Raw genomic sequence first — 18,651 nt, 5'->3', positions numbered from 1 at the left:
CCTATTCTAAAAATATAGTTTGTCCACAATTTGAATATAATCGATTCGCGGGTGATAGCCAAGTGGAATGAGATGACCGTGTCGTTCGATTTCCACTTTTGTTATCGATTTGCGACCACCTTGTTGTTTTCGTTCCCAATATTCAAGGAGGTGATGTGCGTCCAACAAATATGTTTCATCAAATGTCGTGAAACGCAAAATCACGAAGCAAATTGCTCCGTGCGCTAACACTTGTTTCATATGTTCAATTTGATGTTCATGAAAGTTTTGAAGCGGAAAAGATGTACGATTTCGTGTTTCTTTCGCTTCAAAATCAATATATTTCCCACGATATATGCCATTGTAGTCCGTCGTGGACGGTTGTTTAAAGTACGCTTCTTTAATGACAGCAGCGCTTCGTTTCGGATAATCGACGCGTACAATTTGGACCGGTGTTGGCTTTTTATGAATGACGGCAATACTTTGAGCCAAGTAGTAGGCGTTTGTTTCATTTAAATCCGCCTCTAGCGTCATTCCGCGATTCCCATACGTATCAGCAGCAGAGGTGCGCAACGGCTGTTCATTTTCTTTTTTTTTATATGCTCGTCCATTCGGATATTTAAACATATCATCCCCCCTCGAATGTTCAACATTATATCATATGTTTCGTCTGTTCGTCATTTTCATGAAAATTAGAAAAAAGCGAGCATATTCGCTCGCTTCTTTTCCTTATGTAGAAGGACGGTCCGGGCCTTCTAGCTTTTTGTCGCCGAAGCCTGTCGTTTCTTCTTGCTTCGGTTTTTGCTTTTTCTTTTGCTTTTTTTTCGCCATCGCCATGCCTCCTTTCGCTTTTTTATTTTGACCGCTCATGTCAAAAACATGCGTATGAATGTGTCGAATTTTGTACGTATACCACTTTGTTTGCCGAATTTCTTCTAGTTTTGTCAATCGAGAAGGGAGGAGAAAATGGATGGCGAATGTGTATGACAAAGGTCGAAAGGGGAGTTGGAGGATGGAACATATTCAAATGCAACTACAACAGTTGTTTGATGACATTGAACAGTTGGAAAATAAATTAAAAGCGCGTACGGCAGAACAAATGGCTATGCATTACGATATGCAACAAGACAGTTTACAAGACATCGAACGCCAACTCGACAACATGGAACGACAAATTGAAAAAAAAGAAACGTATACGTTCGCTCCGGCAATATAAAAAGGTGGCAAATTGTGCCACCTTTATTCTTTCACACGCTCAATTGTCACTGGACGATGTTCTTCATTTCCTACGGTGTCAATGGCGTAATCAACCACTTCACGTTGCTTCGATGGTGCCGATTCGCCATGTTTTGGCTTCTCGCTTTCATGTCCTTTTTTCTTATGGTGAAAATGAACACCTCGACCCATTTTCAGATGCCTCCTTTTGTCATGCTAACGTCTCACTTAGCATGGCACAAGAGGTGAAAAATCATTCAGCACTTCCTGAATATTGCTCGATACGCTCATCATCAGGTTTGTAAGCACCGAGCGCTTCTAAATCGCGCACGAGATGGCGATACACGCCAAGCGGCAACTCGTTGCGCAAATACAGTTGACGCGCAAAATCAAGTAATTCATTTGCATCAATCGGCTCATATTGTTTCGTTGCAATAAACTTGTTTTTTAATTCAATCATTGTCATAATTATTCCCTCCCCCTTTTGCACTTATCATAACATAAAAAAAGACGACATGTTAAATTCAAAAAATTGAGAATTCCGACATCGATTGACACGATTAGTCATGAACCATTCCGCTCAAAACGAATACGATGTAATGAAAGGAGATGAAAAAATATGTATCAATCATGGCCTATGATGCAAATGCCACATATTCCACCTGTTCATTATCACCCATACTATTCTCAACCGATTTCGTTTTCGGCTCAGCCAGTCGTTCCGCCAGTTGCAACATCGATGTCTCCATTCGCTCCGCCAGCGGCTTCTCCTTTTGTACCGCCGATGTCTCCATTCGTTCCTGCCCCGAAACCGCCAAGTTTGCTTGAGCAATTTAAAACAAAAGATGGAACGTATGACATCACAAAAATGATGAATACGATGGGGCAAGCGGTGCAAGTGATGAACCAAATGACCGGGCTTGTAAAAGGATTAACGCAAACGTTTAAATTGTAACGTTTGCGTTTTTTCGTGCATTTATTCGATGGGGATAAATGTTTTTCTCTGTGGGAGACGAATAATTAGTTTGCCATCTTGAAATGATGCTTGAATGTCTGATTCACTTACAGGATAAGGGAGGAAAATCGATTTTGTCGCTCGTTCATACGTGCGCTGGCGCTGAACGATTTTCTTTTCATCATCGATTGTTTCCGTTTGCTCATCGTAAATAACCGACAACAATAGACGTGTATTGTCTATAAACTGTAGATGGACGCTATCGCGTGTCGCATTCGGAAGATGGGCGATAATGACGTACTCTTCCTTTGTTTCACGTACATCGATCGGGATATAGACCGGTGAAAATGTACGATGCACATATTCATCAAGCGTGTGCAACAGTTTTTTCAATGACCGATCATCAAAAAATGAATCAAGTATATGAGACAAATCTTTTTTCATCAATACCACTCCTTATGACATACGTTTGTTCGTAATATATGCAGGAAAAAATAATTTGTTCGCGAAACTTTTTATATTGTGATTCGTAAATATGTAAAAGAGATGAGAAAGGAAGAGAGCGTGTGCAAAGAAAACGAGAGAAAAACAAGCGGTCAAACGTCGAACATATCGTAAACAAATATAAAGAAAAAGGAATCAACATTAGCTTATGTAAACCACGTTCAACCATCAAATGGCTTTTTGTGCAAAACAGTTGCCTTTTCCCACACGTATGATACAATGAAAATAAAGTTCATATATGTCAAGAGACGAAGAGAGACCATACATGCATAATAAGCGAAAACTTATTGTGCTTGTTTTGGTCTCTTTTTTATTTTCATAGGGGGGAATGATCATGTTTTCAGCGAAACAACGGGTGCAAGTCATCGAGGAGATGAGTAAAACAACGTATGATGTGCTTATCATTGGTGGAGGAATTACTGGCTGTGGGATTGCGCTCGATGCAACGACACGCGGTATGAAAACAGCGCTTATTGAGATGCAAGATTTTGCGGCTGGAACGTCAAGCCGTTCGACGAAACTTGTTCACGGTGGATTACGTTATTTAAAGCAGTTCGAAGTGAAAATGGTCGCAGAAGTAGGGAAAGAGCGGACGATTGTGTATGAAAACGGTCCGCATGTGACGACACCAGAATGGATGTTATTGCCGATTCATCGCGGTGGTACGTTTGGGAAATGGAGTACATCTATCGGCTTATGGGTGTATGATCATTTAGCTGGCGTCAAAAAAGAAGAGCGAAGAACGATGTTATCAGCAGATGAAACGTTACAAAAAGAACCATTAATTAAACAAGATGGACTGCTCGGTGGCGGGTATTACGTTGAATATCGAACAGATGATGCACGTTTGACGATTGAAGTGATAAAAAAGGCGGTGGAATGCGGGGCACATGCGGTAAACTACGTACAAGCGCAATCGTTTTTGTACGATGAAAACGGTCATATCATTGGCGTCGTATGTCGCGATCGAATGACAGAAAAAACGTTTACGATATACGCCAGAAAAATTGTGAACGCAGCAGGGCCATGGGTCGATGTGCTGCGTGAAAAAGATGGCTCACATGTCGGAAAAAAATTACGTTTAACAAAAGGTGTGCACATCGTCATTGACCAAGCACATTTTCCGCTTAAGCAAGCGGTGTATTTCGATACGCCTGACGGTCGGATGGTGTTTGCGATTCCGCGTGAAGGAAAAACGTATGTTGGAACAACGGATACATTTTACGAAGGAGATCGCGCTCATCCGAAAATGACGCGTGAAGATCGCGACTACTTATTACGTGCCATTCATTACATGTTTCCGTCCGTTCATTTGACGGAACAACAAATTGAATCAAGTTGGGCTGGATTGCGTCCACTCATTTATGAAGAAGGGAAAGACCCATCTGAAATTTCCCGCAAAGACGAAGTTTGGCAGTCTCCATCTGGTCTCATTACGATTGCGGGAGGAAAGTTAACTGGCTATCGCAAAATGGCGGAAACGGTTGTTGACCTTATTGCTAAACAGCTAGGCGGGGCGTATCCGCCTTGCCAAACGAAACATTTGCCTATTTCCGGGGGTGACGTTGGCGGGGCAGGCAAATGGCATGCGTTTATGTCAAAAAAAGTAGCTGAAGGGCTTGCTTACGGATTTACAGAAGACGAAGCGAAACGGCTCGTGCAACGATATGGTACGAATGTCGATCATTTATTTGCTCTTACAAACATATATGATCGAAACAAAACGTCCCTTCCGCTCGATTGGTATGTGATGTGCATCTATGCACTTGAACACGAAATGACCATGACACCGCTTGACTTTTTCATTCGTCGCACAGGGGCACTCTTTTTCGACATTGCTGCGGTTCGCCAGCTAAACGAATCAGTTGTTACGTTGATGCAATTATACTTCAATTGGACAGAGGAAGAGAGACAGCAATATGAAAAACAAGTAGATATTGCGCTTCGTGATGCGGTCATTCCGTGTGACGAAGCGTAACGTTAGGCGGGAGATCCCGCCTTTCCATAAAACGTTGATAAAACGGCTTCTTTATTTACTAAATATTGTCCACCTGTTTGAATATATTGGCCAAGCTCATCAAGCAACTGTGCCATTTTTTTATGTATCCACGCAGGGGTGAGTCGATCAAGTAAAACAAAAGGTAAACGGCTTATTTTTTCCCAAAACCAAATGCGCTTTTGCTCTTTTTCCCATTTTTCAATTTCATGTAGTTGCTCGATTAAAAACGATTTGTCATCCATTTCTTTCACCTCGTGTGTATATACGTGTTAGAAAAAAGAAAGACACCGGCAATTGTGCCGGTGTTAATGAAATTGTACATCAATTCGTTTTTTCCCATCTGATTGTACTTTTGGAATGCGAATTTCAAGCACACCGTTTTTATATGATGCTTGTACGTTTTCATGTGCAGCATGGGACGGAAGTGGGATCGTGCGATAAAATCGTCCGTAAAACCGCTCTTGTCGATGCATATGTTCATCTTTCACATCATGTTGTCGCCGCACTTGACCGCTAATCGATAATGTTTGATCGTCGATATGAATGTCAACATCTTCTTTTCGTTCTAGTCCCGGAATGTCGCAAGTGACAATCATTTCTTTGTCATTTTCATGCACGTCGACGCGAGGCATACGAAACACATCATCTACGTGCGAAAAAAGCGAAGGAAAGCTAGAAAACATACGTTCTACATCTCGTCGCATCACATCTAATGAACGAAACGGATCCATCGAAAAACCTCCTCGTATTATGTTCGCTACGTATTTTGTGCAAATGACGAGATGTTATACAAAAAAACTTGCCTTAGCGGGAAGGCAAGTTTTCAAGCTGTTGTACGTATAAACGGACGAGTTCGTATTGTTGTTTCGCATCGAGCGATGATGACGCAATGCGCTTGATCGCTAATGAAAATTTTTCGTAAGGCGATTTTCTCAAACGAGGATGTGTCATTTCATCTAATAAATCGCGCTGAATCGCATCGAGCAACACATCATCCGCCTCATTTCCCTTAGCAGGCAACGAACGATTTGACCATAATGATCGATATGCTTCTAATAGCTCCAAAACAAGCCCTCCCTTAATCAATCCGTTCAATCGTTTCTGCCATTTGTAAAAACGGATTTAGTTCATTTTCTTGTTGTACAAAAATCGTCAGCCGCATCGGCGTTCCATTTTTTACGACAAACACGTATACTTCGCCATCTTCAATGGCGCTTTTATATACATCGGCACCGTTTAAACGCGTTCCTTTTGTCCACGTCATTTTTTCGACTGTTCCGTCTTTGCTGCTTGCCTTTACGTACTGTTCTGCTTGTTCGGCAATGAGCGACCAGTCTGCCCCTTCATCAATGAGTTCAACAGTCATCGACGCTTTTTCTTCATCGAGAAAAATCATATCTTTCCCTGGCTCGACTGCTTCCGCCATATAGCCGTTTAAAATATTTGCTTGAAACGGCTGGTTGCTACTTTTATATGTGAAAAAGGATGGTTGCGGTTGTTCGCTCGTTTCCGTTTCCGTCCGTTCAATTGTTTTGGCCATCGTCATAAACGTATTCAGCCAGTTATCTTCTTTTTTCGTAAATACCGTTAAAAACATCGGTTCATCTCCCGTTACCCCAACGATATAAACGACATCGTTATCGACAGGCGCTTCATATACGATCGCATCTTCAAACGGTATTGTGCCTTCAAACGGTGTAGCTTGTTCCGAGACAGCTATAGCTCGTTCTTTGGCGTATGTTTCCATTTGGTCTTTCGCTTCTTTCGGCAACAGCTCAATGCGCATCCATTGGTCTTGTTCGCTTTCATGCATCACGACATCTTTTCCCGGCTCCTCAGCTTCCAAACTGAATTTTGGTAATAACGAAATCGTAAACGATTGATTTGTGCTTTCGACAGGTGTTAAATTTGGCGGTGTTTGTTCTTTTGCTTCTTGTTTATGTTCGACAGGCTGTTTCGCTGGCGCTGTCGTCTGTTCGTTACATGCGGAAAGCAATGTAGCGACAGCCGTCACACAAATGAGTAGCTTTGATCGTTGTTTCATTTGTTTCGCTCCTTTAATTGTTTTTACTTTTATTGTCGTATAGTTTTACGTTTCATGCAAGTATTCCTTTTTATATACAATGGTGCGATTTCGTCCTTGTTGCTTCGCTTCATATAAAGCGATATCCGCTTGCTTAAATAGCTCTGCTTCATTTGTTGCAAGCGTCGGGAAAACAGAAATGCCGATGGAAACCGTAATATGCACCGTCTGTTGTTGCACGAAAAACGGATGACGTTCAATCGTTTTTCGAATATGTTCGGCAAATGTCACTGCTTCGTGTTCACAACTAACAAGTAAGATCGAAAATTCTTCCCCGCCATTGCGGAAGGCAAAGCCGTTTTTCGGAACAAGTGAGCGAATTAGCTCACCAAGATGACGTAAAATGACATCTCCACCATCATGTCCATACAAGTCATTTACTGATTTAAAACGATCAATATCAAATAAAATAAGAGCTAAACAGTTGTTTCGTTGCTTGACTTTTGTCATTTTTTCATTTAAGACGGTATGAAACTGACGAACGTTATAAAGTCCGGTTAAAAAATCGGTCGTTGCCCACTGTTTATAATGTTGCAACATGTCTTTCGATTGGCGAATATCTTTACAAATATTAGCGGCTATATACGTAGCAAAGAAGGAGATAGGCCAAAAAACACATAGTGTTTCGATGTACATGTGGCGATCTGGAATATTAATAAATAAAGCAAATGAAATGAAACACATGCTGTAAACGTTCATCCAAAACGTTGTTACGGTGATGTGTCGCTTCATCCAACGACTTATTAGCCCACAACCAATTGCAATTGCAAGAGAAATAAAAAAAGAAACGATCGACGCAAACGTATTGCCGAATAAAAATCGTCCTGTCCCCATAATGATGCCTGCTGCTAATGCACTCGGCATACCCCCGTAGTAGCTGACGACAATGAGCGGAACGTGGCGCAAATCAGCGATGACTCCATGTCCGAGTGGAATTGAAAAAAACATGAGTACAACGCTCAGCAAACCGCAAAAAGCCCCTGCAAATAGGCGCATATGGAAAGGGGATTGTTTATGAATATTTGAAGGGAAAAATTTGCTAATTAAATAAAAACCAGCAATAAGTATCCCGCTGTTCGCAATAAATTGTTTAATCATCATCCGTTCCTCCTCTCTTTGCCAATATATGCGAACAAAAAAAAATGTTGCGGACAAACGCCGCAACATTTTTAAATTGAAATGACCCATTCCCCGTTTCGCATAATCGGTTCGCGCACACCATCTTTTGTGACCCCGTCCACATTCAATTCGTGAGAACCGATCATAAAATCTTCATGCACTAAGCTATCGTTCGCACCGCGTTCAAGCAACTGTTCGGTACGCATATTTGTTCCGTTCTCAATATTTGTCGGATATGCTTTACCGAGCGCTAAATGCGAGGCAGCATTTTCATCAAATAACGTATTATAAAACACGAGATTTGATTGTGAAATTGGTGAGCGATGTGGTACGAGCGCTACTTCTCCTAATCGACGTGCACCGTCATCCGTATCAAGCAAATGTTTCAATGTATCATAACCAACTTCTGCTGTAAAATCAATAACTTTTCCATCTTTAAATGTAAGCGTAAAGCCGTCAATAATATTCCCACCGTAGTTGAGCGGTTTTGTATTGCGCACAACGCCGTTTGTCCCATCTTTATGCGGCATTGTAAATACTTCTTCTGTCGGCATATTTGGATTAAATATGATGCCGTCTGTACTTTTTGCTGCACCACCAGCCCAAATATGTCCATCTGGCAACGCAACGGTTAAATTTGTTCCTGGTCCGTCATAAATGAGTTGTTTATATTGTTTGTTATTTAAATAATCAACGATGCGAGCCAATTTTTCGTTGTGCGCTTTCCATGCGGCAATCGGGTCGTCTTGGTCAACGCGAGTCACTTGGAAAATGACATCCCATAATTTTGCGATCGCTTCGTCCTCATTCATATCTGGAAACACTTTTTTCGCCCATGCTGGCGTCGGCACAGCAATTAAAGACCAACAGTTATGATCGGACATTAAACGACTACGGTAATGTTGCAACGCCATGCTTGCCGCTTTTGTTGCCGCAGCTACACGTGCCGGATCAATATCTTTCAATAAATCTGGATTTGGTGCATAAATACTTAAAAACGCCCCACCTTTTTCAGCAACTTCCTCGCGTCCTTTCGCAAGCCATGTCGGATATTCATGAAGCGCTTCTTCTGGCGCGTGTTTAAATTTTATGTACGTAATTTCCTCATCGCTCCACTCGACATGCACATGTTTTGCCCCAGCTTCATACGCTTTTTTAGCAATTTCGCGCACAAGTGGAGCGGACGGCAGCGGAGCGTTAATAAACAATGTTTGCCCAGGTTGAATGTTGACGCCAACGCGTACAGCGAGTTCGGCATATTTTTGTAACTGTTTTTCTAACATAATAACTCCTCCTTGTTGTAAAGCATACTATCATTTTAGCAAAAGGAATGATATTGTGAAAACATTTTCACTTGTATTATTATTTATTATTAAGGAACATCATTAGAAAGGGAATGACCTTATGGAATGTGGTGACCAACAATTATTTTATGTTGAAGGTATGTTTATTTGCGCTCATGAACAAACGGTTGATGTACAAGTCAAAGGAGAGACGCTTACATTTATGACGACAGAACCACTCATCGGCTTTTGTGCTGGAGATGATGTTGGCGTCGCTTTTTGTGAAATGGGTGAAGAAAAAAAGCTCATTTCGATTGAACGACCAGACGGTTCGCCGCTTTCGTATGTGAACGGGGAATGGTTTGCGGAAATTGTATTTATTGATTCGATTGATGAGACAACATTTTTATTTGATTTATATCGTTCTCCTTATCGTGATTATGAACGAATGATGACAGACGAACCGCTTTCGCGCGAATGTGGAACGATCATGACCGTTGTGTTTGTTCGACAAGATGGGAAAAATAGATTAAAGAAAGTTGTGAGCGGATGAATATTGTCATTGCACCCGATTCATTTAAAGGAAGTTTATTAGCGAGCGAAGTATGCACAATTATAAGAGAAGCGTTTCGCTTTGAATATCCAGAAGCGACAGTGATCACAGTTCCGATGGCGGATGGGGGAGAAGGGACGATGGAAGCGATCGTGTCCGCCATGAACGGCTCCGTTCGATATGTCACAGTTCGCGGACCGCTTTTTGAAACGCGGCAAGCGGCATATGGTGTTGTTCACGATACAGCTGTCATTGAAGTGGCGCAAGTGATCGGCTTGCCACTCGTTCCGAATGAAAAGCGAAATCCGCTTCACACGACCACGTATGGTGTGGGGGAAGTGATCGTGGCAGCACTTGATGCGGGGTATCGCCGTTTCGTCATTGGACTTGGCGGAAGTAGCACAAACGACGGTGGTTTCGGGATGTTATGTGCGCTCGGGGCGACGTTTACGAATGCGAAAGGGGAGCGCTTGCCCCCGATGCCGTCTTCTTTGCCGCATATTGCCCACGTCGATATGACATCAGTTGACCAACGAGTATACGAAAGCGAGTTTCTTGTTGCATGTGATGTCGATAATCCGCTTTATGGCGAGCGCGGGGCGTCGTACGTATTCGGACCGCAAAAAGGGGCGGATCGTGAAACGGTTCGCACATTAGATAAATGGCTACATACGTATGCGCAAACAATCGAACAGCAAATCCGTCGTTCATATGCACATGCGCCGGGAGCGGGAGCGGCAGGCGGTTTAGGATTTGCATTCTTATTGCTTGGCGGGACATTCATTTCTGGGGCAAAACTTGTCGGGGAAATGGTGCAACTGCCAGAAAAAATAAAACGCGCGCACATCGTTATTACGGGCGAAGGACAAAGTGACGAGCAAACGTTATATGGAAAAGTTTCGTTTTATGTTGGACAATTAGCGAAACAACATCACGTGCCTGCGTTTTTATTGTCCGGCAGTCTCGGTGATGGGTTTGAAAAGCTTTATGATTATTTTGTTAGCTGTGATGCGATTGCAACAAAACCGATGACGGTAGAACAAAGTATGCAATTTGCACATTCTCTTTTATATACGAAAGCACGCAATCTTGCTCGTACGCTCAAGCGGTTTTCCTAGTCGAAAACCGCTTGATTTTTGTTTAATTTATTTTTATTAAACATTGTTCTAAATAAACAGCATATCACTCTCTTTTTCTTATTCTGTCTGTTCCACTAATTCAGTCGATAAGGAAGATAAATGTTTCATCACTCGATGAATTTCTTCGATTGAGCGTAAAATATAGTCAATTTGTTGTTGGCTCTCATGGAATAAATGAATATGATGATCGAGCTCCATTTTTGACGCCACCATTGTCCCTTTCGTTCCCTCCATTTGGTCGGCGGCTTCCTTCGCAATCATGCTCATATCGTTCATTTTTTGCACAAGTATTTCAACTTGGCGATAGTTCTTCTCCACTCCTTCAATAATGTGTGCACTCATTTGTTTTGTGTACTCAGCCAGTTTACGTACTTCATCCGCCACGACAGCAAACCCTTTTCCTGCTTCTCCTGCTCGCGCTGCCTCGATCGCAGCATTTAGAGCAAGCAAGTTTGTTTGGTCAGCAATTGTTTGGATTTGGGAAGACGTGCTACGAATGACATCTGATGAGTTAGATAACTGTTGCAAAATAGTAAGCACGTCGCTAACTTTGTTGACCACTTCATCAAATGTTACCCGTGTTTGCTCGACTTGTTTTTCTGTTGTATTCATAAGACCAGACAAGTTTTTACTGCTTCTTTCCGTCATCTCTGTTTGTGCGCGTACGTTTTTCGCTTTTTCTTCTGTTTCACTTAGCGCAGCTTCTGTTTGTTCAATGGAAGCGGCAAGTTGCTGTCCGATGTCACGCAGTTGTAATTGAATAGAAGTTTGTTTGTTATTCAGCTGCTCCAACTCTTTCATTCGATCATCCATATAGGCGCTCATAATGAGCTGTGAGTCAAAATTAATGAGATGAAAGAGAGCAGTGACTGCATGAGTCCATTTATCGATTCGTCCTTCTTGTTCCGCATATGGTAATAGGCGTGGAAGAAGAGCAGTTACGATCGCTTCATATGTTGCGATCATCCATTCGATCGGCAAGCCACGTTGATGATGATTACTACCGAGCTGTTTGCGAAAAGAGACATACTCTTCATTAATTGTTGCTGAAAAAAGGGAATCAACATATTGAACAAACACTTGTTTTAAACGTTCGCGCGTCGTTTTTGCATGTGCCACTGACTGCAATAATGAAAACGAATATAAATGATTGAGCACGTCTTCAACTGCTTCATTAACATGTTCCATGACGAGCGGTTTCATTTCACGCAATAGTTGTAAATGTCCTTCCGTCACCCCCATGTAAGACAGTCGTGCTTTCACTTCATTTGTTGTATGTACAATCGCCTCTCTACTGTCTAAGTGAAATGGTGGAAGCTGTTTCTTATGTTTAGTAAAAAGCATGGAACATCACTCCTTGTTATTTTTGTAATACAATTATATTCCTTTCATTATCAATTGACGAACAATAATGCTCTGTAGATATATTAAACATTGTTCTAAATAAACAACATAAAGAAAGAAATAACACATTTTTAACTGACTGGCTAGTTGTCCTATTCGTTTCTTTTTCTTGTGCATATGATGTGGGAAAAAGGAGGGATGCGGGTGCAGGTCATCGTTTTTTTATATATCATTGCTTATTACATGGCTTTGTTTAGCATGTCTAGGCAAACAGAAGTGGCTGTTAGCTCATTCTTTTCATTAGGTGGCATACTTCTTTCAATTATTTTGTTATGGAAAGCTTCCATTCGTGTGAAAACAAATGAACGTGCATTTTGGAAATGGATGACTGCTGGTGCAATTTTTTATTTTATCGCTGAAATGATTTATCGCATATATGAATGGTCGTTTCAAACAGAACCGCCGTTCCCTAGTTGGGCAGACGTATTTTATATGTTGTATTCTCTTGCCTACATTGCAGCGCTATTATATATCGTGATGCAACAGCGAAAAACTATTGTCATATGGCAGTCATTATGGGATGCGCTCATTGTGACATGTGTCATCATGGCATATAGCTGGATATATATCGTTCAACCGATCACCTATTTAGAAGAAGAAGCGCTATACATTGCCGTTTTAGTCGCTTATCCGCTTCTTGATCTCGTCATGTTGTTTTTACTTTTGTTTCTCTTTTTTGCAACAAACGTTCGTCGCATTTGGTTATGGAATATTCTCGGTGTCGGATGTTTTATATTTACAGATACCATTTATTTCATACAAATGATGCAATTTCATTATGAATCGAATTCATGGTTAGATCCATTATGGATTTTAAGTGTACTTATGATCGGGCTGTCAGCCGATCGCGCCAAAGATGGGGATTTATCGTTTCAAAAAAGAGAACACTTTTCCTTGATCAGAGTAATTTTTCCGTACGTATGTTTTCTTATTTTAGTATGGGCTCCTTTCATTTCCCCAGGTGATCGCATCGTCATTGCATGTCTTATTTTTGCGGTCGGATTTATTTTCATTCGCCAATTGATGACGCTACAAGAAAATCGACAGCTTTTACAACAACTGCAAACATTAAACGACGACTTAGATCAGCAAGTAGCGAAACGAACGAGCGAGTTAACACGTTTAAACGAGCAGCTCACTTATGTAGCCAATCATGATTTTTTAACAGGGCTTTTCAATCGTCGCGCCTTTGTTATAGAACTTGAACGGGTGTTAATGGGCGCAAAACAGCAACAACAATGTTTCGCTGTCATTTTTATCGACATTGACCGTTTTAAACATATTAATGACTATTTTGGACATCACATGGGGGATGAATTAATTGCACACATTGCGAAGGTATTAAAAGAAAAAGCCCGCCCGACCGACATTGTCGCTCGACAAGGCGGTGATGAATTTACAATTATTTTTACACCGCTACAAGACGTAAATGAACTTCGGCGTTTTGTCAATGACGTCGTCTCCATTAGCCACCAACCGATTACTATTCAACGTTTAGATATACGCGTATCACTTAGTGTAGGAGTGGCGGTGTATCCATATGACGGGGAAACGAGCGATACGTTAATGAAACATGCTGATATGGCAATGTATCGGGCAAAAGAACAAGGAAAAAATCAGTATCAGTTTTTTAACGGGGAAATGGATCGCATCGTGCTACAAAAAACGATGATTGAAAATGCGCTTCACGAGGCGATTGAAAAAAAGCAATTCACATTGTTTTATCAGCCACAATTCGACGTACAAATGGGGGAGTTAATCGGAATGGAAGCGCTCATTCGCTGGATTCATCCAGAGCTCGGTACAATTTCACCAGGGGTATTTATCCCGATTGCCGAAGAAACCGGACAAATTATTTCGATTGGAGAATGGGTCATGGAAGAAGCATGTCGGCAAGTGAAAATATGGAATGAACAAACTGGACGATCATTTCGGATAAGTGTGAATATTTCCCCAAAACAATTTTTAAAAGATAACTTTGTTGAACATATTTGTGCTGTCTTGCAGCAAACACAATTGCCACCTAATCAGCTTGATTTAGAAATTACAGAAGGGGTTGCTGTATTTAATGAGCAATATACCATTCAAAAATTACAACAATTAAAACAACTCGGTGTTTGTATTTCGATTGATGATTTCGGAACAGGCTACTCGTCGCTTAGTTACTTACGCAAATTTCCGATTGACCGATTAAAAATTGCGAAACCGTTTATTGATGGAATCGCAGAGGAAAAAGAAGACGTCGCTGTTGTTAAAGCAATTATCGTGCTAGCGAAAAACTTAAAATTACGCGTCATTGCAGAAGGAGTAGAAACGTTGCAACAAATGAACATCCTTCGCTCGTTACAATGCGATGAAATTCAAGGATACGTGCTCGGAAAGCCTGTACCTGCGCACACCTTTACAAAAACATACATCAAAAACCAACTTCTAACGGATTGAAGTTGGTTTTTTTTATAAAAATAATTGACAATGATAATCAATTCATATATTTTAAAATATGTATTGATATTAATTATCAATATCGATTAGTTAACTTGACGTTCGAGGGGGGAACATATATGTCGCGGTTGTATACAGAGCAGCTTTCTGTTGGATATGGCGAACGCGTCATTGTTGATCGGTTAACTGTACATATTCCAGATGAAAAAATCACGACGATTATCGGGTCGAACGGGTGCGGGAAATCAACGTTGTTAAAAGCGATGACACGCATCATTCGCCATCAAGAAGGAGCTGTCATTTTAGATGGCAAACAAATTTCGCAAGAGCATACGAAACTGTTAGCACAAAAAATGGCCATTTTACCGCAAACACCAGAAAGTCCAGGCGGTTTAACGGTTGGCGAACTCGTTTCATACGGACGGTTTCCATACCAAAAAGGATTCGGTCGGCTAACGAAGCGAGACTATGAAGTGATCGATTGGGCGCTTGAAGTGACTGGAACGATCGAATTTAAACACCGTCCAGTTGATTCGCTATCAGGCGGTCAAAGACAACGCGTCTGGATTGCGATGGCGCTTGCGCAAGAGACCGATATCATTTTTTTAGATGAGCCGACAACGTATTTAGATATGGCGCATCAATTAGAAGTGCTCGAACTGTTGCAGCGTTTAAACCGCGAACAAAAGCGCACGATCGTCATGGTGTTGCATGATTTAAATCAAGCAGCTCGCTTTGCTGATTATATGATTGCGATGAAAGATGGAAAAATTGTTCAGGCGGGAACGTGCGAGCAAGTGATGACGCCTGACGTATTACGAAACGTGTTTCATATCGACGCAGAAATCGGTCGCGACCCTCGAACGAACAAACCGATGTGTATTACATACCATTTAATAAAAGGAGATGCCGAACATGTTGAAAAAGCGAATGATGTCCATTCTTCTTTTGTTCGTCCTCATCTTGAGTGCGTGCGGTAACGAAGCAACAGAAAACGAACAAGAAAAGGCAACAAAAGAAGCAAACGAACCAAAAACGATGACGTATCAATCTGAAACAGGTCCAATCGAAGTGCCTACACATCCGAAGCGCGTCGTTGTTTTATCTTCCTTTTTAGCAGGTAGTGTGATGGCGTTAGACGTACCGATTGTTGGTGTTGATTCTTGGGCGAAAATGAACCCTCGTTATGAGCCATATTTAAAAGATGCAAAAGAAGTAACAGATGAAAGCTTAGAACAAATTATCGAGCTTGAGCCAGATTTAATTATTGCTGCATCAACAAATAAAAACTTAGATAAATTAAAAGAAATTGCCCCAACAGTCACATATACGTACGGAAAAGTAGACTATTTAACACAACATTTAGAAATCGGAAAGCTGTTGAACAAAGAAGAAGAAGCGAAACAATGGATCGATGATTTTAAAAAGCGTGCACAACAAGCCGGTGAAGAAATCCGTGCAAAAATTGGTGAAGATGCAACTGTTTCGGTCATTGAAAACTTCGATAAACAATTGTATGTATTCGGAAACAACTGGGGTCGTGGGACAGAAATTTTATATCAAGAAATGAAATTAAACATGCCAAAAGCAGTAGAAGAACATGCATTGAAGGATGGATATTACGCGATTTCCCTTGAAGTGCTTCCGCAATTTGCTGGGGACTATGTCATTTTCAGTAAAAACGCAGATGGTGATCTTTCATTTACAGAAACAGAAACGTACAAAAACATTCCAGCTGTAAAAAACAATCGCATCTTTGAAGCAAATGCAAAAGAATTTTACTTTAACGACCCAATTACATTAGAATATCAGCTTGAATTTTTCAAAAAGCACTTTTTAGGACAGTAGTATAACGAAAGAGGAGTTCGTCGTGAATTCCTCTTTCTTTACGTTAGAAGAAAAGAGAGGATGTATATGCTGAAAAAATTTTTATTCGCTTTTATCGTATGTCTCGTAACATTCGTTTGCGCCATTGTGATTGGAGCGGCCGAAACGACAGTAAAAGACGTATGGATAGCTGTCACGGCACCAGAGACAAACAAAATAGCGACGATGATTCACGAAGTTCGCCTGCCGCGTGAAACGGCTGCGGCTGTTGTTGGAGCCGCTCTCGCTGTAGCCGGGGCTGTGATGCAAGGGATGACTCGCAACCCTCTCGCCGATCCTGGACTCATTGGACTAACGGCAGGAGCGAACGCTGCTTTAGCGATGATGTTTGCCTTTTTTCCTTCCGCAAACTATATCCAAACGGTTTTTGCTTGTTTTGGCGGGGCTGCGCTTGGGGGGGTGCTCGTTTTTAGCATTGGCGCAAAACAATTTTCACCGTTTCGCATCGTCTTAGCCGGTGCGGCTATTTCTACTTTTTTATACGCCGTCGCAGAAGGGATCGGACTTATATATAAAGTATCAAAAGATGTATCGATGTGGACAGCTGGCGGGATGATGGGAACAACATGGCATGAGTTACAAATCGTTACGCCATTTATTTGCTTAGCGATGCTTATTGCTTTTTGGCAAAGCCGTCAATTAACGATTTTAAGCATGAGTGAAGAAGTAGCGGTCGGGCTCGGTCAACAACTGACTCGTGTGAAAACGATTCTCTTTTTCGTTGTCATTGTACTTGCTGGTGCGTCTGTCGCTCTTGTTGGCCATTTAGCGTTCGTCGGTTTGATGATTCCACATCTTGTTCGTTCGTTCGTCGGAACAGATTATCGTTTCATTTTACCGATGAGTGCAATCGGTGGGGCGACATTTATGTTGTTTGCAGATACAGTGGCACGAACGATTCACGCACCGTATGAAACGCCCGTTGTAGCAGTTGTGGCGGTCATGGGGCTTCCGTTTTTTCTTTTCATCGTTCGTAAAGGAGGAAAAGGGTTGTGATCGTACCTCTACGAAAAAAACAGCGCATCATTTTGCTCGTATTATTTACGCTCATTTGCATGACAGCGATCATCAGCATGGGGACAGGCTATTCTTCTTTATCTTTTGACCGATTGATCCCAGTGCTTTTAGGTGAAGGGACGTTTAAAGAACAATTCGTTCTTTTCTCCATTCGTTTGCCGCGCATCGCGATCACGTTGCTTGCGGGAATGGCTTTAGCGTTGTCTGGTGCCATTTTACAAGTTGTCATGCGCAATGACTTAGCTGATCCAGGTGTCATCGGTATAAATGCTGGCGCTGGTGTGGGAGTCGCTTTGTTCTTTTTATTTATCCCGATTCAAGCGGAATCATTTGCTTACCTTATTCCGCTCGTCGCTTTTTTCAGTGCGCTACTGACAGCCGTCCTCATTTATATGTTGTCATACAATAAGCAAACAGGACTTCAACCGATTCGTCTCGTGTTAATTGGCATCGGTTTTGCCACTGCGTTTTCAGGTTTGATGATCGTTCTCATTTCAGGAGCTGATCGAACGAAAGTCGACTTTATTGCAAAATGGCTAGCTGGCGGTATTTGGGGGCTCGATTGGGCGTTTGTTCTCGCATTGTTGCCGTGGCTTATTATTCTCGTTCCGTTCGTTTTATATAAAGCTCATCGTCTCAATGCATTGCAGTTAAGCGATCCGGTAGCTGTCGGCATCGGTGTATCGCTCGATCGGGAACGACTTGTTTTGTTGCTTACAGCAGTCGCGCTTGCGGCATCGGCGGTTTCCGTTATAGGGAGCATTGCATTCGTCGGTTTAATGGCGCCACACATGGCTCGTGCGCTTGTTGGACCGCGCAACGAGTTGAGTTTACCAGTTGCAATGCTAATGGGAGGAGCGCTGTTGTTGTTTGCTGATACAGTTGGACGAAATCTTATTGAGCCAGACGGTCTTCCTGCCGGTGTGCTCGTATCGCTTATCGGTGCGCCTTATTTCGTATATTTGTTATGGAGAAATAAAAAATAACAGACAGAGCGCTCGTCTCTGTCTGTTATTTTGGTGTGCTCGGCATGGGTGCAATCTATAGGGTGAAAGTCCCGAACTGCGAAGGC

Annotated in this window: 21 protein-coding genes; 10 read left to right on the top strand and 11 right to left on the bottom strand. The window is 41.8% G+C overall.

Annotated features, from left to right (window positions below):
• Positions 1–6: 6 nt before the first annotated feature.
• Positions 7–606 (bottom strand): Holliday junction resolvase RecU, encoded by a 600-nt coding sequence (gene recU, locus CS060_RS10810; protein ID WP_099668955.1) that lies wholly within the window; start codon positions 604–606, stop codon positions 7–9.
• Between the two features lie 385 nt (positions 607–991).
• On the opposite strand from recU, the gene CS060_RS10805 reads away from it, so the two are divergent.
• Entirely contained in the window at positions 992–1,195 is a 204-nt protein-coding gene (locus CS060_RS10805; RefSeq protein WP_099668954.1) for a hypothetical protein, read from the top strand.
• Positions 1,196–1,218: 23 nt separating this feature from the next.
• Here CS060_RS10805 and CS060_RS14145 read toward each other — a convergent pair whose 3' ends face one another.
• On the bottom strand, positions 1,219–1,386 hold the full coding sequence (locus CS060_RS14145; RefSeq protein WP_012574772.1) for a hypothetical protein: 168 nt from the start codon (positions 1,384–1,386) through the stop codon (positions 1,219–1,221).
• Between the two features lie 61 nt (positions 1,387–1,447).
• Positions 1,448–1,660: a YppF family protein gene (locus CS060_RS10800; RefSeq protein ID WP_035050480.1), complete on the bottom strand. Its 213-nt coding sequence runs from the start codon at positions 1,658–1,660 to the stop codon at positions 1,448–1,450.
• Positions 1,661–1,813: 153 nt separating this feature from the next.
• On the opposite strand from CS060_RS10800, the gene CS060_RS10795 reads away from it, so the two are divergent.
• Positions 1,814–2,149 (top strand): YppG family protein, encoded by a 336-nt coding sequence (locus CS060_RS10795; protein ID WP_035050481.1) that lies wholly within the window; start codon positions 1,814–1,816, stop codon positions 2,147–2,149.
• 21 nt (positions 2,150–2,170) lie between these two features.
• Here CS060_RS10795 and CS060_RS10790 read toward each other — a convergent pair whose 3' ends face one another.
• Complete coding sequence (locus tag CS060_RS10790; protein ID WP_035050482.1) at positions 2,171–2,593, bottom strand: Hsp20/alpha crystallin family protein; 423 nt, start codon at positions 2,591–2,593, stop codon at positions 2,171–2,173.
• 394 nt (positions 2,594–2,987) lie between these two features.
• Between CS060_RS10790 and CS060_RS10785 the strand changes: the two genes are divergently transcribed.
• A complete protein-coding gene (locus tag CS060_RS10785) occupies positions 2,988–4,631 on the top strand; it encodes a glycerol-3-phosphate dehydrogenase/oxidase (protein WP_035050483.1) in 1,644 nt (547 codons plus the stop codon).
• A 2-nt stretch (positions 4,632–4,633) separates the two neighbouring features.
• On the opposite strand, the gene CS060_RS10780 is transcribed toward CS060_RS10785, so the two are convergent.
• The 6 genes from CS060_RS10780 to CS060_RS10755 all read right to left on the bottom strand — a co-directional run bounded on the left by CS060_RS10780 (position 4,634) and on the right by CS060_RS10755 (position 9,137).
• Positions 4,634–4,894, bottom strand: coding sequence for an EcsC family protein (locus CS060_RS10780; RefSeq protein ID WP_306559376.1), 261 nt, complete (start codon positions 4,892–4,894; stop codon positions 4,634–4,636).
• A 63-nt stretch (positions 4,895–4,957) separates the two neighbouring features.
• Positions 4,958–5,383: an Hsp20/alpha crystallin family protein gene (locus CS060_RS10775; protein WP_035050484.1), complete on the bottom strand. Its 426-nt coding sequence runs from the start codon at positions 5,381–5,383 to the stop codon at positions 4,958–4,960.
• A 73-nt stretch (positions 5,384–5,456) separates the two neighbouring features.
• Positions 5,457–5,717 carry a protein YoyC gene (gene yoyC, locus CS060_RS10770; RefSeq protein ID WP_035050485.1) on the bottom strand — a complete coding sequence of 87 codons (261 nt, stop codon included), beginning with the start codon at positions 5,715–5,717 and terminating at the stop codon, positions 5,457–5,459.
• Between the two features lie 13 nt (positions 5,718–5,730).
• Positions 5,731–6,696 (bottom strand): hypothetical protein, encoded by a 966-nt coding sequence (locus tag CS060_RS10765; protein ID WP_035050487.1) that lies wholly within the window; start codon positions 6,694–6,696, stop codon positions 5,731–5,733.
• 45 nt (positions 6,697–6,741) lie between these two features.
• Positions 6,742–7,833, bottom strand: a complete 1,092-nt coding sequence (locus tag CS060_RS10760; protein ID WP_099668953.1) for a diguanylate cyclase — start codon at positions 7,831–7,833, stop codon at positions 6,742–6,744.
• A 71-nt stretch (positions 7,834–7,904) separates the two neighbouring features.
• Positions 7,905–9,137: an aminopeptidase gene (locus CS060_RS10755; protein ID WP_035047356.1), complete on the bottom strand. Its 1,233-nt coding sequence runs from the start codon at positions 9,135–9,137 to the stop codon at positions 7,905–7,907.
• A 121-nt stretch (positions 9,138–9,258) separates the two neighbouring features.
• Between CS060_RS10755 and CS060_RS10750 the strand changes: the two genes are divergently transcribed.
• Both CS060_RS10750 and CS060_RS10745 read left to right on the top strand, forming a co-directional pair.
• A complete protein-coding gene (locus CS060_RS10750) occupies positions 9,259–9,690 on the top strand; it encodes a hypothetical protein (protein ID WP_099668952.1) in 432 nt (143 codons plus the stop codon).
• Positions 9,687–10,808 (top strand): glycerate kinase, encoded by a 1,122-nt coding sequence (locus CS060_RS10745; RefSeq protein WP_035047359.1) that lies wholly within the window; start codon positions 9,687–9,689, stop codon positions 10,806–10,808. Before CS060_RS10750 ends, CS060_RS10745 begins: the two co-directional genes overlap by 4 nt.
• 78 nt (positions 10,809–10,886) lie before the next feature.
• On the opposite strand, the gene CS060_RS10740 is transcribed toward CS060_RS10745, so the two are convergent.
• Positions 10,887–12,173, bottom strand: a complete 1,287-nt coding sequence (locus CS060_RS10740) for a globin-coupled sensor protein (protein ID WP_035047363.1) — start codon at positions 12,171–12,173, stop codon at positions 10,887–10,889.
• Between the two features lie 204 nt (positions 12,174–12,377).
• On the opposite strand from CS060_RS10740, the gene CS060_RS10735 reads away from it, so the two are divergent.
• The 5 genes from CS060_RS10735 to CS060_RS10715 all read left to right on the top strand — a co-directional run bounded on the left by CS060_RS10735 (position 12,378) and on the right by CS060_RS10715 (position 18,565).
• Positions 12,378–14,675 (top strand): EAL domain-containing protein, encoded by a 2,298-nt coding sequence (locus CS060_RS10735; RefSeq protein WP_099668951.1) that lies wholly within the window; start codon positions 12,378–12,380, stop codon positions 14,673–14,675.
• Between the two features lie 119 nt (positions 14,676–14,794).
• Positions 14,795–15,655, top strand: coding sequence for an ABC transporter ATP-binding protein (locus tag CS060_RS10730; RefSeq protein WP_099668950.1), 861 nt, complete (start codon positions 14,795–14,797; stop codon positions 15,653–15,655).
• On the top strand, positions 15,591–16,523 hold the full coding sequence (locus CS060_RS10725; protein WP_369795761.1) for an iron-hydroxamate ABC transporter substrate-binding protein: 933 nt from the start codon (positions 15,591–15,593) through the stop codon (positions 16,521–16,523). The genes CS060_RS10730 and CS060_RS10725 overlap by 65 nt, the downstream gene beginning before the upstream one ends.
• A 60-nt stretch (positions 16,524–16,583) precedes the next feature.
• Entirely contained in the window at positions 16,584–17,558 is a 975-nt protein-coding gene (locus CS060_RS10720) for a FecCD family ABC transporter permease (protein ID WP_099668949.1), read from the top strand.
• Complete coding sequence (locus CS060_RS10715) at positions 17,555–18,565, top strand: FecCD family ABC transporter permease (RefSeq protein ID WP_035050702.1); 1,011 nt, start codon at positions 17,555–17,557, stop codon at positions 18,563–18,565. Before CS060_RS10720 ends, CS060_RS10715 begins: the two co-directional genes overlap by 4 nt.
• Positions 18,566–18,651: the final 86 nt, after the last annotated feature.

It is taken from the genome of Anoxybacillus flavithermus (assembly GCF_002742685.1).
In the GTDB taxonomy this organism is placed as follows: Bacteria; Bacillota; Bacilli; order Bacillales; family Anoxybacillaceae; genus Anoxybacillus; species Anoxybacillus flavithermus_E.
This window is presented reverse-complemented; position numbering and strand designations above follow the sequence as displayed.

Excerpts from the sequence above, each read along its gene's own strand:
- recU (WP_099668955.1), bottom strand. The coding sequence starts at position 606 with ATGTTTAAATATCCGAATGGACGAGCATATAAAAAAAAAGAAAATGAA.
- CS060_RS10775 (WP_035050484.1), bottom strand. The coding sequence starts at position 5,383 with ATGGATCCGTTTCGTTCATTAGATGTGATGCGACGAGATGTAGAACGT.
- CS060_RS10780 (WP_306559376.1), bottom strand. The coding sequence starts at position 4,894 with ATGGATGACAAATCGTTTTTAATCGAGCAACTACATGAAATTGAAAAA.
- CS060_RS10765 (WP_035050487.1), bottom strand. The coding sequence starts at position 6,696 with ATGAAACAACGATCAAAGCTACTCATTTGTGTGACGGCTGTCGCTACA.
- CS060_RS10725 (WP_369795761.1), top strand. The coding sequence starts at position 15,591 with ATGTTGAAAAAGCGAATGATGTCCATTCTTCTTTTGTTCGTCCTCATC.
- CS060_RS10795 (WP_035050481.1), top strand. The coding sequence starts at position 1,814 with ATGTATCAATCATGGCCTATGATGCAAATGCCACATATTCCACCTGTT.
- CS060_RS10805 (WP_099668954.1), top strand. The coding sequence starts at position 992 with ATGGAACATATTCAAATGCAACTACAACAGTTGTTTGATGACATTGAA.
- CS060_RS10720 (WP_099668949.1), top strand. The coding sequence starts at position 16,584 with ATGTATATGCTGAAAAAATTTTTATTCGCTTTTATCGTATGTCTCGTA.
- CS060_RS10730 (WP_099668950.1), top strand. The coding sequence starts at position 14,795 with ATGTCGCGGTTGTATACAGAGCAGCTTTCTGTTGGATATGGCGAACGC.
- CS060_RS10790 (WP_035050482.1), bottom strand. The coding sequence starts at position 2,593 with ATGAAAAAAGATTTGTCTCATATACTTGATTCATTTTTTGATGATCGG.
- CS060_RS10760 (WP_099668953.1), bottom strand. The coding sequence starts at position 7,833 with ATGATTAAACAATTTATTGCGAACAGCGGGATACTTATTGCTGGTTTT.
- CS060_RS10785 (WP_035050483.1), top strand. The coding sequence starts at position 2,988 with ATGTTTTCAGCGAAACAACGGGTGCAAGTCATCGAGGAGATGAGTAAA.
- CS060_RS10740 (WP_035047363.1), bottom strand. The coding sequence starts at position 12,173 with ATGCTTTTTACTAAACATAAGAAACAGCTTCCACCATTTCACTTAGAC.
- CS060_RS14145 (WP_012574772.1), bottom strand. The coding sequence starts at position 1,386 with ATGGGTCGAGGTGTTCATTTTCACCATAAGAAAAAAGGACATGAAAGC.
- CS060_RS10750 (WP_099668952.1), top strand. The coding sequence starts at position 9,259 with ATGGAATGTGGTGACCAACAATTATTTTATGTTGAAGGTATGTTTATT.
- CS060_RS10745 (WP_035047359.1), top strand. The coding sequence starts at position 9,687 with ATGAATATTGTCATTGCACCCGATTCATTTAAAGGAAGTTTATTAGCG.
- CS060_RS10800 (WP_035050480.1), bottom strand. The coding sequence starts at position 1,660 with ATGACAATGATTGAATTAAAAAACAAGTTTATTGCAACGAAACAATAT.
- CS060_RS10755 (WP_035047356.1), bottom strand. The coding sequence starts at position 9,137 with ATGTTAGAAAAACAGTTACAAAAATATGCCGAACTCGCTGTACGCGTT.